The sequence below is a fragment of the Marmoricola endophyticus genome (assembly GCF_014644415.1).
GTDB classification, from domain to species: domain Bacteria; phylum Actinomycetota; class Actinomycetes; order Propionibacteriales; family Nocardioidaceae; genus Marmoricola; species Marmoricola endophyticus.
This window is the reverse complement of sequence record NZ_BMKQ01000001.1, coordinates 2,297,524-2,311,426: the sequence shown is the minus strand read 5'-3', so window position 1 is coordinate 2,311,426 and position 13,903 is coordinate 2,297,524. Positions and strand designations below refer to the sequence as shown.

The window sequence follows — 13,903 nt, the reverse complement described above, 5'->3', positions numbered from 1 at the left end:
CACCCGCGCCGGGTCACAGCGGCGCGAGGTTGGCCTGGGTCTCGTCGGGTCCGACGGTCGGCTCGGGGACGCCCGCGGTGATCATCGTGCCGTCGGCGCGGTGGCCGCCGACCAGCGGCTTGTCGCCGAGGAAGCCGTCGATCCGCGGGCCCTGGTCGTCGAGACCGAAGGTGACCGCCTCGCCGCCGATGGTGTGCGGGGTGCCGCACACCCAGACCTCGATCGGCTCACCCCGGTCGACGTGCAGCTGGATCTCGTCCTGCCGGATCAGCACCCGCAGCCGCGAGCCGTGCCACTGCAGGGGGAACGCCAGGCTCTCCCAGCCGACGGGCAGCTTCGGGTAGAACGACAGCGCCCGGCCGTGGTCGCGCATCCCGCCGAAGCCGTTGACCAGACCGGCCCACACCCCGCCGGCCGAGGCGATGTGCAGCCCGTCGACGGTGTTGTGGTGCAGGTCCGCGAGGTCGACGTACAGCGCGTGGTGGAAGTAGTCCAGGGCCATCTGGTGGTAGCCCACCTCGGCCGCGATCACCGACTGCACGACCGCGGACAGCGTGGAGTCCCCGGTGGTGATCGGGTCGTAGTACTCGAAGTCGGCCTTCTTCTCCTCGATCGAGAACCGGTCGCCCTGCAGGAACAGCGCCATCACCACGTCGGCCTGCTTGAGCACCTGGAACCGGTAGATCACCAGCGGGTGGTAGTGCAGCAGCAGCGGTCGCAGCTCGTCCGGCGTCCGCGAGAGGTCCCAGACCTCGCGGTCCAGGAAGTAGTCGTCCTGGGGGTGGATCCCCAGGCCCTCCTCGTACGGGATGGCCATGCCGGCCGCGCACGCCTCCCACTCCGCGACCTCGTCGTCGCCGAGCTCGAGCCGCTCGACCATCGCGGCGTGCTCGTGGGGGTGCTCCTCGGCCATCTCGGCGACCGCCTGCGCCGCACGCTCGAGGTTGTAGCGGGCCATCACGTTGGTGAACAGGTTGTTGTTCACGACGGTGGTGTACTCGTCGGGCCCGGTGACGCCGTGGATGTGGAACGTCGGGTGGCCGTTGGAGCGCCAGAACCCGAGGTCGGCCCACAGCCGCGCGGTCTCCACGAGGATGTCGATGCCGTCGCGGAACAGGAAGTCCTTGTCTCCGGTGGCGTCGACGTACTTCGTCAGGGCGTACGCGACGTCCGCGTCGATGTGCACCTGCGCGGTGCCGGCGGCGTAGTACGCCGACGCCTCCTCGCCGTTGATCGTCCGCCACGGGAACAGCGCCCCGCGCTGCGCCATCTCCCCGGCCCGCTCGAGCGCCGCGGGCAGCATCCGGCGGCGGAAGTGCAGGGTGTTCCGGGCGACGTCGGGCTGGGTGTAGGTGAGGAACGGGACGACGTACACCTCGGTGTCCCAGAAGTAGTGACCCTCGTAGCCCGAGCCCGTCACGCCCTTCGCGGGCACTCCCATCTGGTCCGCGCGCGCACTGGCCTGCGCGAGCTGGAACAGGTTGAACCGGGTCGCCTGCTGGATCTCGGGCTGGCCCTCGACCTCGACGTCGGCGTTGCTCCAGAAGTCGGCGAACCACTCGCGCTGCTCGGCCTGGTAGTACGCGGCGCCGTGCGAGCGGGCCCGGTCCAGGGTCCGGTCGCAGCGGTCGGAGAGCTCGCGCGCAGGCACCCCGCGGGAGGAGTGGTACGCGACCAGCTTGTCGACGCGGATCGTGTTGCCCTCGTGCAGCTCGGCCCGGAAGACCGTCTTGGCGAGGTCCTGCTCGTGGCGGGTGATCTTCTCCACCGGCTCGTCCGAGGACAGCAGGTGGTCGGCCGCGACGGCGACGGTCATCTTCGAGCGGCTGCACATGTAGCCCAGCGCCATCCGGTCGTCCTCGGCGTACGACAGCCGCGGCAGCAGGACGCGCTCCTCGAAGCCCTGCGCCTTGCGCGGGTCGACGCCCTCGCCCATGGCGGCCGACTCGACGTGGTACTCGTCCTTGCCGTCCTGGCGGTTCAGCAGCTGCGAGGAGATGACGATCGGGGCGTCGCCCTCGAGCATCGTCACCGACAGCTGCATCACTGCGAGATGCCGCTGCGCCATGGAGACCATCCGGCTGGTCTCGACCTTGACCCGCTTGCCGGCCGGGGTGCGCCAGACCAGGGAACGGCGCAGGACCCCCTCCCGGAGGTCGAGGACGCGCTCGTACTCCTCGAGGTCGGCCTGGGCGACGTTGAGCGGCTCGTCGTCGACGTAGAGCTTCATCACCTTCGCGTCGGGCGCGTTGACGATGGTCTGCCCGGTCCGCGCGAAGCCGAAGGCCGCCTCCGCGTGCCGGATCGGCCAGGTCTCGTGCAGCCCGTTGATGAACGTGCCGTGCGCGTGGGCGTCGCGGCCCTCGGCCGGGTTGCCGCGCATGCCGAGGTAGCCGTTGCCGACCGCGAACAGCGTCTCGGTCAGGCCCAGGTCGTCGCTGTCGTAGCGCTTCTCGACCAGCCGCCACGGGTCGACGGGATACCGCGTGCGGTCCATCGGGTCGGTGGCGGAGTGCTGCTTGGTCACGGCACGAGCTCCTGCAGGTCGGGGACGACGAGGTCGGCGCCGGCGTCGCGCAGCGCCTGCGCCCCGGCTCCGCGGTCGACGCCGACGGTGAGGCCGAAGCCGCCGGCGGCCCCGGCGCGTACGCCCGAGACGGCGTCCTCGACGACGACGGCGGCGTCGTACGACGCACCGAGGACCTCGGCCGCACGCTGGAAGGTGTCGGGCGCGGGCTTGCCGGGCAGGCCCTCGGCCTTGGCGACGCGGCCGTCGACGACCGTGGCGAACCGGTCGGCGACGCCGGCGGTCTCCAGCACGGCGGGGGCGTTGGCGGAGGAGGAGACGACGGCCAGCGGGACCTCGAGGTCGCGCAGGTGGTCCAGGAGCGCCACCGAGCCGGGGAACGGCTGCACGCCGTCGCGCTCGAGGACCTCGTTGAAGGCGTCGTTCTTGCGGTTGCCCAGCCCGCAGACGGTGTCCGCGTCGGCCGGGTCGTCGGGGTCGCCCTCGGGCAGCTCGATGCCGCGGGAGGCGAGGAAGTCGCGCACGCCGTCGTAGCGCGGCTTGCCGTCGACGTGGTCGAAGTAGTCCTGGTCGGTGTACGCCGCCTGGTCCGGGTGGTGCTCGTCCAGGAACGCGGAGAACATCTCGGCCCACGCACGCATGTGCACCTCGGCCGTCGGGGTGATCACGCCGTCGAGGTCGAACAGCACGGCGGCGTACGACGACCAGTCGACCGTGGGGGAAGTAGTCACCGGACAAGGCTAGGGGGACGGCCACCGCTCTCGCAGCCGTCCCCCCGTGAACCTCTCGTTGCGCGTGGTTGGAGGTCTCGACGCGCTCGCTGGCGCTCGCTGCTCGACCACCTGCGGTGGTCGAGCCCGACCGAGCGCCAGCGAGGGAGGACGTCGAGACCCCTAGCTGTCAGGCGGGCAGCCGCTCGCCCTTCTCGGCCAGCTCGACGAGGTACGCCGGCGGCTCGAACCGCTCGCCGTACTCCGCGGCCAGCTCCTTGGCACGCGCGACGAAGCCGGCGGTGCCGCGACCGCCGGAGCCGACGTACCCCTGGATGAACTGGGCCGCGCCGCCGGTCAGCGGCGGGTAGCCGATGCCCATGATCGAGCCGATGTTGGCGGCCGCGGCCGACTCGATGACGCCCTCGGCGAAGCAGCGGGCGGTCTCGACGGCCTCGATGAAGAGCAGCCGCTCCTTCATCTCCTCGAAGTCGGGCTGGGTCTCGGCGGTCGGGAAGGTCGCGGTGAGGTCCTTCCAGAACCCCGCGCGCTTGCCGTCGACGTACTCGTAGAACCCGGCGCCCTTCAGCTTGGAGGAGCGGCCCTTCTCGATCATCGTGTCGATGACCTTCTCGGCCGGGTGCGGGGAGTACGTCCCGCCGTCGCGCTCGACCGCCGCCTTGGTGGCGTTGCGGATCTTGACCATCAGCTCCATGTTCAGCTCGTCGGTGAGCTGCAGGGTGCCGACCGGGTAGCCGGCCTGCGTGGCGGCCCGCTCCACCGACTGCGGGTGCGCGCCCTCGCCGAGCATGGCCAGACCCTCGTTGACCATCGTGCCGATCACGCGGGAGGTGTAGAAGCCACGGCTGTCGTTGACCACGATCGGGGTCTTCTTCAGCGCCTTGACGATGTCCAGCGCCTTGGCGGTGGTGGCGTCGGTGGTCTTCTCGCCGCGGATGATCTCGACCAGCGGCATCTTGTCCACCGGGGAGAAGAAGTGTAGGCCGACGAAGTCCTCGGGGCGGTCGACGCCCGAGGCCAGCTCGGTGATCGGCAGCGTCGAGGTGTTCGAGCAGAGCAGGGCGTCGGGGTTGATGACGTCCTTGATCTCGGCGAACACCTTCGCCTTGAGGTCGGGGTCCTCGAACACGGCCTCGATCACGGTGTCGACGCCGGCCAGGTCGGCCGGGTCGGCGGTCGGGGTGATCCGGGCGAGGATCTCGGCCTTCTTCTCCTCGCTCATCTTGCCGCGGGAGATCGCCTTGTCCAGCAGGCCGACGCTGTACTGCTTGCCCTTCTCGGCCGCCTCCGCGGAGACGTCCTTGAGGAAGACCTCCATGCCGGAGCGGGCGCAGGAGTACGCGATCCCCGCGCCCATCATCCCGGCGCCGAGGACCGCGACCTTGCGCGGCTCGTACGTCGGCACGCCCTCGGGACGCAGCGACCCGGAGTTGATCGCGCCGAGGTCGAAGAAGAACGCTTGGATCATGTTCTTCGAGTTCTGCCCGGTGATGAGCTTGGTGAGGTAGCGCGACTCGATCCGCGAGGCGGTCTCGACGTCGACCTGCGCACCCTCGACGGCCGCGGACAGGATCGCCTTCGGCGCGGGCATGTCGGCGCCCTTGAGCTGCGTACGCAGCAGCGCGGGGAACGCCGGCAGGAAGCCGGCCAGCTTCGGGTTGGACGGAGTGCCGCCGGGCATCTTGTAGCCCGGGCGGTCCCACGGCTGCTTGGCGGCGTCGGCGTCGGCGGCGTGCTCGGTGATCCACGCCTTCGCGGCGGGCACCAGGTCGTCCTGGCTGGCGACCAGCTCGTCGACCAGCCCGGCGTCCTCGGCCCCGGAGGGCTTGAACTGCGTGCCCTGCAGCAGCACCGTCATCAGCGCGTCCTGCAGCCCGAGCATCCGGGTCACGCGGGTGACCCCGCCGCCACCCGGCAGCAGGCCCAGCGTGACCTCGGGCAGGCCGAGCTTGATCTTGTCGTCGTCGACGACCACCCGGTGGTGGCAGGCCAGCGCGATCTCCAGCCCGCCGCCCAGGGCGGCGCCGTTGATCGCGGCGACGACCGGCTTGCCGCAGGTCTCCAGCGCCCGCAGCGCCGCCTTGGTCGTCTCGACCTGCTCGAAGATCTGCTCCGCGTCGTCCTCGGTGGCCTTCATCATGTCCTTGAGGTCACCGCCGGCGAAGAAGGTCTTCTTCGCGGAGGTGATCACGACGCCGGTGACACCGTCACCCTCGTCCGCGATCTCGCCCTTCAGCCTCTCCACCGCGGCGGCCATCGACCGGCGGTAGAGGTCGTTCATCGTGTTCGCGCTCTGGTTCGGGTCGTCCAGGGTCAGCACGACGATCCCGTCGGCGCCCTTCTCGTAGTGGACGGCGGTCTGCTCTTCGGTCACTGCTTCAGGTCCTGTTCTGGTTCGTGTACGTCGACAAATCGGTGGTCGAGCCCGACCGAGCGGCAGCGAGGGAGGATGTCGAGACCCGGTGACCCGAGGCTGCTTCCTGCCTCACCGGGTCTCGACTCGCTCGTCACGCCTTCGCAGGCTCAGGCGTGGTCGCGGCTCGACCACCAATGAGAGGGGCTGAGCTCGTTCCTCGCTCAGACCCTCTCGATGATGGTGGCGATGCCCATGCCACCGCCGACGCAGAGCGTGGCGAGGCCGCGACGCAGGTCGCGCCGCTCGAGCTCGTCGACCAGCGTGCCGAGGATCATCGCGCCGGTGGCGCCCAGCGGGTGACCCATCGCGATCGAGCCGCCGTTGACGTTGGTGATCTCGTCGTCGATGCCCATGTCTCGCATGAACCGCATGGCGACGGCGGCGAAGGCCTCGTTGATCTCGAACAGGTCGATGTCGCCGACCTCGAGCCCGGCCTTGGCCAGCGCCTTGCGGGCCGCCGGTGCCGGCCCGGTGAGCATGATCGTGGGGTCCGAGCCGGAGACCGCGGTGGCCAGCACCCGCGCGCGGGGGGTCAGGCCGAGGTCCTTGCCGACCTGCTCGTTGCCCAGCGCCACGATCGCGGCGCCGTCGACGATGCCCGAGGAGTTGCCGGCGTGGTGGACGTGGTCGATCTTCTCGATCCAGTGGTACTTCTCCAGCGCGACGTTGTCGAAGCCGGCCTGGGCGCCCAGGTCGGCGAAGGACGGCTTGAGCTTGCCCATCCCCTCGACGCTCGACTCGGGCTTGATGAACTCGTCGTGGTCGAGGACGACCATGCCGTTCTGGTCGACCACCGGGATCACCGAGCGGCCGAAGTAGCCGTTGGCCCACGCCTTGGCGGCCCGCGCGTTGGACTCGACCGCGAAGGTGTCGACGTCCTCGCGGCTCCAGCCCTCGATGGTGGCGATCAGGTCGGCGCCGATGCCCTGCGGGACGAAGCCCGTACGCAGGTTGGTGGCCGGGTCTGCCGCCCACGCGCCGCCGTCGGAGGCCATCGGGACGCGGCTCATCGACTCCACGCCGCCGGCGAGGATCAGGTCCTCGAAGCCGCCGCGCACCCGCGAGGCAGCCTGGTTGACGGCCTCGAGGCCGGAGGCGCAGAACCGGTTGAGCTGCACGCCGGCGACGGTGTCGGGGTAGCCGGCGGCGAGAGCTGCGGTCTTGGCGATGTCGGATCCCTGGTCGCCGATCGGGGAGACCACGCCGAGCACCACGTCGTCGACCCGGTCGGGGTCGAAGTTGTCGTTGCGCTTGCGGACCTCGTCGAGCAGGCCGACCACCAGGTCGACCGGCTTGACCTCGTTCAGACTGCCGCCGGGCTTGCCGGGCGCACCGGCCTTGCCCTTGCCGCGCGGCGTACGGATGGCGTCGTAGATGAAGGCTTCACTAGCTGGCACGGGAATCCCCTCGGAAGGTCGGTGGCACGGCGCGGGGCGGCGCCGGCGTACTCGACTCTGACAGTAACACTGTCATCGTCATCCGCCAGGGCGAGCGTGTGCCAGAGTGCGTGGCCGTGATCACCGAGCACGCGCTGCTGCCCGTCGTCCCCGGCCGCGAGGGCGAGTTCGAGGCCGCGATGCAGCGGGCGGCGCCCCTCGTCGCAGCCTCGCCGGGATTCGTACGCCTGTCCGTCACGCGCGGCGTGGAGTCGCCGTCGACGTACCTGCTGGTCGTGGAGTGGGAGCGCCTCGAGGACCACACGGAGGGCTTCCGCCGGTCGGCGGCGTACGAGGACTGGCGGGCCCTGCTGCACGAGTTCTACGACCCGTTCCCCGTCGTGGAGCACTTCGCGCCGGTGCTCGACGTCCGGGCCTGACCCCGCGACCAGACGTACCCGTCGGGCCGGATCACGACCACCTCGCCGTCGACGGCGGCGTACGCGGTGCGCAGGGTCTCGTCGGCCGCGAGCTCGTCGGCGTCGAGCACCTGGACCGACCCGGCGGGCAGGTCCGGGGGCGCGAGCGCGGCGCCACCGAAGGCCAGCACCGTCCAGTCCGCCTCGCGCCGACGGAGGAACACCGAGCCGCCTCCGACGAGCGGGGCGTCCGGCGCCCGGTCACCCGCTGCGGGGCCCGGACCGCGCTCGCCGGTGCCGTACGAGATCCCCAGACCGCCGGCGTCGCGGACCTGGTCCGCGGTCCGGGCCGTGATGGCGCGTCCCGTCAGCTCGCTGGAGAGCCCGAGCACGTGCGCCGCGACGGGGAGGCGCTCGTCGGCGTAGGACGCGAGCAGTGACGGGTCCGCACCGCGCAGCACCGCGGCGAGCTTCCACGCCAGGTTCACCGCGTCGCCGATCCCGGTGTTCATCCCCATCGCGCCCGCCGGCGAGTGCACGTGCGCGGCGTCGCCGGCGAGGAACACCCGCCCGACGCGGTAGTCCTCGACCATCCGCACGTTCAGCCGCCAGTCCGAGACGACCTCGACCCGGCGTACGCGGACGCGGGGGTGGAGCGCGTCGACGAGCTCGGTGAGGAGTGCGGGGGTGGCCCGCAGGTCGGGGTCCGCGTGCGCGATCTGGATCTGCCAGGTGCTGGCCGCCGGCAGCGGGCAGAGCGCGAAGAAGGCCGACCCGGTCCCGATCAATGGACCCTCCGCGGACCACATGTGCCAGTGGTCGCGGTCCAGCCCGTCGATCTCCGCGTCACCGAGGAGCAGCCGTACCTCCTCGTGGGTCTCCCCGAGGAAGCCCACGCCGAGCTGGCGGCGTACGACGCTCGTGCCGCCGTCGGCGCCGACCACCCACGCGGCACGGAGCCGTCGGTCGCCCTCGAGCACGAGGTCGACGCCCCCGTCGTCCTGGGAGAGCCCCGCGACGCGGGACACGTACTCGACCTCGACGCCCTCCTCGGCCAGCCGCTCGCGCAGCACCTGCTCGGTGCGCCACTGCGGGACGAGGAGCGTGCTGCGCCACGGCGTGGTCGGGTCGGGCGCCGTGTCGGGCTCGGGGTCCCGGCTGCGGTCGCTGAACGAGCCGTCGGGGGCGTGCGTACGGATCGGGAGGTCGAAGGTCCCCAGCGAGACCAGCCGATCGGCGACACCGATCTGGTCGAGCAGCTCGAGCGTGCGGGGCTGGACGCCCTTGGCCCGCGACCCCCGGTGCGGACCCTCCGCCGCGTCCAGCACCCGGACCGGCACCCCTCGCCGCGCCAGCTCGACAGCCGCCGTCAGCCCCGTCGGCCCTGCACCCACCACGATCACGTCGTCCATGGAAGTGACACTACATGCCAAGTGACACTGAGTGTCAATTGATTGCGTGTGCCATTCTGCTCCGGTGGGACTGCGGGAGCGGAAGAAGGAGCGCACGCGCGCCGAGCTGCAGCGTCACGCGCTGCGGCTGTTCCGCGACCACGGGTGGGCGGAGACCACCGTCGACGACATCGCCGCCGCCGCCGACGTGAGTCGCTCGACCTTCTTCCGCTACTTCCCGACCAAGGAGGACGTCGTCCTCTTCGACGACGTCGACCCGGTCATGGAGCGCATCGCCCGAGCACTCCCGCCGCAGACGCCACTGCTGCAGGCGGTGCGGACCGTCGTACGGGACGCGTTCGGGTCGCTCGACGACGAGGCGCGCGGACTGGAGGAGGTACGGATGGAGCTCGCCCGGACCGTGCCGCAGGTCGCCTCGATCCTTCGCGAGCGGAACTCCTTCGGCGTCGAGCAGATCGCGGCGCTCGTCGCGCTCGCCACCGGGCGCCCGGCGGAGGACCCCGAGGTCGTGCTCTTCTCCGGCGTGGTGTGCGGGGCCCGTCTCGCCGCCGTCGCCCGGGTGCACGCGGGCGACGCAGGTGGCTACATCGACGAGCTGGACGCGATGCTCGCCCGGCTCGAGCACGGGATCCCCCTCGCCACCGAGCCGATCGGGTCGGGGCGGGCCGACTAGTCGGGCCGGTGGTGGGCCGGCACACCCGGACCCAGGTGCTCGGCGTGGTGGACCCCGTCCAGCACCAGCGCCCGGACGTGGTCGTTGACCAGGCGGTAGAGCACCGTCGTCCCCTCGCGCCGGGTCGTCACCAGCCGCGCCATCCGCAGCCGGGCCAGGTGCTGGGAGACCGCGGTCTGGCGGCGGCCGACGTACGACGCCAGGTCGCCCACGGAGAGCTCCTCGCTCGCGCTCAGCGCGTGCAGCAGCCCGACCCGGGTCGGGTCCGCGAGCAGCCGGAAGATCTCGGCAGCGACGGTGAAGTCCTCGGGGGCGGCGTTCTCTGGCATATGTGCATTCCTACGCATATAGTGATGTGCACGATCATCGATCAACGGAGGACATCATGACCGATCAGCAGACGCCCGACCACGAGCACACCCACGCCGACGGCACCACCCACGCGCACGACCACGACCCCGGTCACCACGACGACCAGCAGGGCGGGCAGCAGAACGGGGCCCCCGTCGAGCACCACCTGCACGAGCACACGCACGACGACGGCACCACCCACACCCACGAGCACGGGACCGACCACCGGCACGGCTGAGGCGTCACGTCCTCGGCCCTCCGAGCCGCTGAGGCGTCGCGACGCCGAGGACGCGACGTCTCAGCGGAGGACGTCGGGCAGGACCGTCGTCGCGTCGGTACGAGCGGCGCGGACCTGGAAGCGGGTCAGGCAGAAGGTCTCGGACAGGTCCGCCCCGCGCAGGTCGGCGGCGCGCAGGTCGGCACCGAGCAGGTCGGCGGGGCCGAGGTCAGCCCCGCGCAGGTCGGCGCCGATGAGCACGGCGCCGCGCAGGCGGGCGGCGTACAGGTCCTCCTCGCGCAGGTCGCGACCCGCCAGGTCCGCGTCACGCAGGTCGCGCGCCCCCAGCCCCCGCCGGAGGTGCGACGACACCTCGTCGAGCAGCGCTCCGGTCCGGGCCTGGAGGGAGGTCACCTCGACCCCGGCCGGCGCGTCCCGGGAGGCCAGGACCGTGGCCTCCAGCCCGCCCACCTCGTCGGCCAGGCCCCGCGGCAGGGCACGCGCGGAGGCGTCGGCGACGTACCAGAGCAGCTCGTGGAGCCGCTCGACCACCTCGAAGGCGTCGAACATCGCCGCGCGCACACCCGGGTCGGCGTGGTCGGCGCCGGCGAACTGCACCGCCACCACCTGCTGCCCCGACCCGAAGCAGTCGTAGACCACGCACCCGGGGAAGCCCCGCTGCGGCAGCTCGGCGTGGATGGTGCAGCCGAAGTCGGCGCCGAGGTGGGGGCACGGCGTACGCCCCGGCTTGTCGATCGCGAAGTCGGCGGAGGCCTGGAACTGCGGGACCTCGCAGCACAGGCCCGCGCAGGAGGAGCAGTCGGCGACGAGCGCGAGCCGGGGGTCCGGTCGGGTCATGGCGTTCGCCTTTCGTCGCAGCGCGGGTGGTCTAGATTGCCGCCGTGACCTTCGGCGAGTCGATCAGGAGCGTCCTCTCCCAGTACGTCACCTTCTCAGGACGGGCCAGCCGCTCGGAGTTCTGGTGGTTCTTCCTCTTCCTCGTCCTCCTCGACGTCGTTCTGCGCGTGCTCGCCGCGGTCCTCCAGTTCAGCCTGAGGTACTCCGGCATCGGCCTGCTCGTCTTCCTGGCTCTGTTGCTGCCCTACCTCGCCGTCTCGGTCCGACGGCTGCACGACTCCGAACGGTCCGGGGGGTGGTTGGCCGGTCTGGTCCTCGCCTATCTCGGTGCGCTCCTGCTGCTCCTCGTAGGGCTGGTCGGCGCCTCGGTCGAGGGCGGCCCGGGCGACCTCGCCGACAACTTCCACAACGGCGACTTCGTCGGGTTCGCGGTGGCCGTCGTCCTCGGGGGCGCCGCACTGCTCGGCACCATCGTCATGTGGGCGGTGCAGATGTCCCGCCGGTCCACGACGGGCCCGAACAGGTATGGCCCGCACCCACTGCTGCCCTCGGCCTTGCCCGCGCCGAGCCCACAAGGACCAGCAACGCGGAGCCCATGGGGTGGGTCGGACCCGCCGCACTGAACCCTCACCCCTGGACGGCGACTCCGGCGTCGAGCAGCGTGTCGACGTCGTCGATGCCCCACGCGGCCAGCGCCTCGCGGGTGTTCGCGCCCGGTCCGACCGGCCCGGTCCCCAGGCTCGCCTGCGTACGCGAGAAGCGCGGCGCGGGCGTCGGCTGCGTGACCCCGTCCCGCTCGACGAAGACCCCGCGGTCCACGTTGTGGGGGTGCGCCGCCGCCTCCGACAGCGTGATCACCCCGGCGACACACGCGTCGGTGCCCTCGAAGTCGGCGACCCAGTCGGCCATCGGCCGCTCGGCGAACCGGGCGGCGATGGCCTCGCGCAGGGCGGGCGCCTGCTCGGCCACGTCGCGCGGCGGCAGCTCGACGCCGAGCACGCGGACGAACTCCTCGTAGAACTTCGGCTCCAGCGGCGCGACGGACACGTGCCGGCCGTCGGCGGTCTCGTACACGTCGTAGTACGGCGTCCCGCCGTCGAGGAACCCGGCCGCCCGGCGGTCGTCGGGCATGCCGGACGCCGCGAAGGTGGCGTTCATCAGACCGAGGTGGGCGGTGCCGTCGACGATCGCGGCGTCCACCACCTGGCCCTTCCCGGACACGCGCGCCTCGAGGAGCGCGGCCAGCACGCCGATGACGAGGTAGGTCGACCCGCCGCCGAAGTCGCCGAGCAGGTTCGCCGGGAAGTGCGGCCGGGCCGGGTCCTGGCCCAGGCCGAACAGAGCTCCCGCGACCGAGATGTAGTTCATGTCGTGACCGGCGCTCGCCGAGAGAGGGCCGCTCTGACCCCAGCCGGTCATCCGGCCGTACACCAGCGCGGGGTTGCGCTCCCAGCAGTCGTCCGGGCCGAGCCCCAGCCGCTCGGTGGTGCCCGGGCGCATCCCCTCGACGAGGACGTCGGCGGTCTCCACCAGCCGCAGGACCGTCTCGATCGCCGCGGCCTGCTTGAGGTCCAGCGCGACGCTCGGCCGGCCGCGGGTCAGCAGGTCACCGGGCCCGCCGGACAGGGCACCCCCGCCGGGACGGTCGACACGGACGACGTCGGCGCCGAGGTCGGCCAGCAGCGTGCACGCGTGCGGCCCGGGCCCGATCCCGGCGATCTCGACGACCTTGACCCCGGCCAGCGGCCCGGTGCCCTTGCCCAGCTCGTACGTCATGGGCCGCATGATGCCCCACCGCATTCCGGGTGCTCGCCCCCTGCCTGTCGAGTGGTGCCTTCTGCAGGGCCGAGTGGTGTGTTCTGCCGCTCGGCTCCTGGAGAAGGCACCACTCGAGCCAGCAGAAGGCACCACTCAACGGGTAGGTGGGGCCCGTCAGGGGTGGTCGGCGCCGAGGTCCTCGTGCTCCTGGTGGCTGGCCGGCTCGACCTGGAAGGTCGCGTGCTCGACGCCGAAGTCCTCGCGCACGCAGCGGGCGAAGTCGTCGAGCATCGGGCCGACGCCACGCTCGCGCAGGCAGGCGTCGGAGACGGTGACGTGCGCCGACAGCGACGGCATCCCCGACGTGATCGTCCACGCGTGCAGGTCGTGGACGTCCTCGACCCCGTCCATCGCGATCAGGTGCTCGCGGACCTCGGCGACGTCGAGCCCGGGCGGCGCGGACTCGAAGAGGACCGACGTCGCCTCGCGCAGCAGGCTCAGCGCACGCGGGACGATCAGGACGGCGATCAGCAGCGAGGCGATCGGGTCGGCCCGCTCGAAGCCGGTCGCGAGGATGACGACGCCGGCGACGATCGCCGCCACGGAGCCGAGGGTGTCGCCGAGCACCTCGAGGAACGCCCCGCGCATGTTCAGCGACTCCCCGCGCCGCGCGGTCAGCACCGCCAGCGAGACGGCGTTGGCGGCCAGCCCGACCACGGCGAAGACGAGCATCAGCCCGGACTGCACCGGCGGCGGGTCGAGCAGGCGCGAGACGCCCTCGTACGCGACGTAGACGAAGACCACGACCAGCAGCAGCGCGTTGACCAGGGCCGCGAGGATCTCGGCGCGGTGGTAGCCGAAGGTGCGCTGGTCGTTGGCCGGCCGCGTGGCGACGTACGACGCGAACAGCGCCAGCAGCACGCCACCGACGTCGGTGAGCATGTGCCCGGCGTCGGCCAGCAGCGCCAGCGAGCCCGAGAGCAGCGCCCCGACCACCTCGACCACGAACACCAGCGCGGTGATCCCGGCGACCAGCCACAGCCGGCGACGGTCCTCGGCGCGCCCGGCGGCGTGCCCCGTCCCGTGACCGTGCCCGTGTCCCATGCCGGACAGCGTAGGAGCCGACGCCCCGCCGGACCGTGGCGCCGCCCACACGACGAGAATC

Annotated in this window: 13 protein-coding genes; 4 read left to right on the top strand and 9 right to left on the bottom strand. The window is 71.9% G+C overall.

Going from position 1 to position 13,903, the window contains the following annotated elements; genetic code table 11:
• Window positions 1-13: 13 nt before the first annotated feature.
• The 4 genes from IEX42_RS11330 to IEX42_RS11315 form a co-directional block, all read right to left on the bottom strand.
• Window positions 14-2,497: a glycoside hydrolase family 65 protein gene (locus IEX42_RS11330; protein WP_188781087.1), complete on the bottom strand. Its 2,484-nt coding sequence runs from the start codon at window positions 2,495-2,497 to the stop codon at window positions 14-16.
• A gap of 26 nt (window positions 2,498-2,523) precedes the next feature.
• Window positions 2,524-3,258, bottom strand: a complete 735-nt coding sequence (locus IEX42_RS11325; RefSeq protein ID WP_188779861.1) for an HAD family hydrolase — start codon at window positions 3,256-3,258, stop codon at window positions 2,524-2,526.
• Window positions 3,259-3,427: 169 nt separating this feature from the next.
• Window positions 3,428-5,632, bottom strand: coding sequence for a 3-hydroxyacyl-CoA dehydrogenase NAD-binding domain-containing protein (locus IEX42_RS11320; protein WP_229660799.1), 2,205 nt, complete (start codon window positions 5,630-5,632; stop codon window positions 3,428-3,430).
• Between the two features lie 203 nt (window positions 5,633-5,835).
• Window positions 5,836-7,071: an acetyl-CoA C-acetyltransferase gene (locus IEX42_RS11315; protein WP_188779860.1), complete on the bottom strand. Its 1,236-nt coding sequence runs from the start codon at window positions 7,069-7,071 to the stop codon at window positions 5,836-5,838.
• A gap of 116 nt (window positions 7,072-7,187) precedes the next feature.
• Here IEX42_RS11315 and IEX42_RS11310 point away from each other — a divergent pair, with 116 nt between their 5' ends.
• On the top strand, window positions 7,188-7,490 hold the full coding sequence (locus IEX42_RS11310; RefSeq protein ID WP_188779859.1) for an antibiotic biosynthesis monooxygenase family protein: 303 nt from the start codon (window positions 7,188-7,190) through the stop codon (window positions 7,488-7,490).
• On the opposite strand, the gene IEX42_RS11305 is transcribed toward IEX42_RS11310, so the two are convergent.
• A complete protein-coding gene (locus IEX42_RS11305) occupies window positions 7,433-8,881 on the bottom strand; it encodes an FAD-dependent oxidoreductase (RefSeq protein ID WP_188779858.1) in 1,449 nt (482 codons plus the stop codon). The two genes, IEX42_RS11310 and IEX42_RS11305, sit on opposite strands and share 58 nt — an antisense overlap.
• Before the next feature lie 64 nt (window positions 8,882-8,945).
• Here IEX42_RS11305 and IEX42_RS11300 point away from each other — a divergent pair, with 64 nt between their 5' ends.
• Complete coding sequence (locus IEX42_RS11300; protein WP_188779857.1) at window positions 8,946-9,554, top strand: TetR family transcriptional regulator; 609 nt, start codon at window positions 8,946-8,948, stop codon at window positions 9,552-9,554.
• On the opposite strand, the gene IEX42_RS11295 is transcribed toward IEX42_RS11300, so the two are convergent.
• Window positions 9,551-9,883 carry an ArsR/SmtB family transcription factor gene (locus IEX42_RS11295; RefSeq protein ID WP_188779856.1) on the bottom strand — a complete coding sequence of 111 codons (333 nt, stop codon included), beginning with the start codon at window positions 9,881-9,883 and terminating at the stop codon, window positions 9,551-9,553. The two genes, IEX42_RS11300 and IEX42_RS11295, sit on opposite strands and share 4 nt — an antisense overlap.
• A gap of 56 nt (window positions 9,884-9,939) precedes the next feature.
• On the opposite strand from IEX42_RS11295, the gene IEX42_RS11290 reads away from it, so the two are divergent.
• On the top strand, window positions 9,940-10,143 hold the full coding sequence (locus IEX42_RS11290; protein ID WP_188779855.1) for a hypothetical protein: 204 nt from the start codon (window positions 9,940-9,942) through the stop codon (window positions 10,141-10,143).
• A gap of 60 nt (window positions 10,144-10,203) precedes the next feature.
• On the opposite strand, the gene IEX42_RS11285 is transcribed toward IEX42_RS11290, so the two are convergent.
• Window positions 10,204-10,980 carry a pentapeptide repeat-containing protein gene (locus tag IEX42_RS11285; RefSeq protein ID WP_188779854.1) on the bottom strand — a complete coding sequence of 259 codons (777 nt, stop codon included), beginning with the start codon at window positions 10,978-10,980 and terminating at the stop codon, window positions 10,204-10,206.
• 44 nt (window positions 10,981-11,024) lie between these two features.
• Here IEX42_RS11285 and IEX42_RS11280 point away from each other — a divergent pair, with 44 nt between their 5' ends.
• Complete coding sequence (locus IEX42_RS11280) at window positions 11,025-11,603, top strand: DUF805 domain-containing protein (protein WP_188779853.1); 579 nt, start codon at window positions 11,025-11,027, stop codon at window positions 11,601-11,603.
• Between the two features lie 4 nt (window positions 11,604-11,607).
• On the opposite strand, the gene IEX42_RS11275 is transcribed toward IEX42_RS11280, so the two are convergent.
• On the bottom strand, window positions 11,608-12,756 hold the full coding sequence (locus IEX42_RS11275; protein WP_308422228.1) for a CaiB/BaiF CoA transferase family protein: 1,149 nt from the start codon (window positions 12,754-12,756) through the stop codon (window positions 11,608-11,610).
• Between the two features lie 156 nt (window positions 12,757-12,912).
• Window positions 12,913-13,842 carry a cation diffusion facilitator family transporter gene (locus tag IEX42_RS11270; RefSeq protein WP_188779852.1) on the bottom strand — a complete coding sequence of 310 codons (930 nt, stop codon included), beginning with the start codon at window positions 13,840-13,842 and terminating at the stop codon, window positions 12,913-12,915.
• Window positions 13,843-13,903 lie beyond the last annotated feature (61 nt).

Coding starts and splice junctions, on each gene's coding strand:
- IEX42_RS11330 (WP_188781087.1), bottom strand. CDS start 2,497: ATGGACCGCACGCGGTATCCCGTCGACCCGTGGCGGCTGGTCGAGAAG.
- IEX42_RS11305 (WP_188779858.1), bottom strand. CDS start 8,881: ATGGACGACGTGATCGTGGTGGGTGCAGGGCCGACGGGGCTGACGGCG.
- IEX42_RS11295 (WP_188779856.1), bottom strand. CDS start 9,883: ATGCCAGAGAACGCCGCCCCCGAGGACTTCACCGTCGCTGCCGAGATC.
- IEX42_RS11290 (WP_188779855.1), top strand. CDS start 9,940: ATGACCGATCAGCAGACGCCCGACCACGAGCACACCCACGCCGACGGC.
- IEX42_RS11285 (WP_188779854.1), bottom strand. CDS start 10,980: ATGACCCGACCGGACCCCCGGCTCGCGCTCGTCGCCGACTGCTCCTCC.
- IEX42_RS11275 (WP_308422228.1), bottom strand. CDS start 12,756: ATGACGTACGAGCTGGGCAAGGGCACCGGGCCGCTGGCCGGGGTCAAG.
- IEX42_RS11270 (WP_188779852.1), bottom strand. CDS start 13,842: ATGGGACACGGGCACGGTCACGGGACGGGGCACGCCGCCGGGCGCGCC.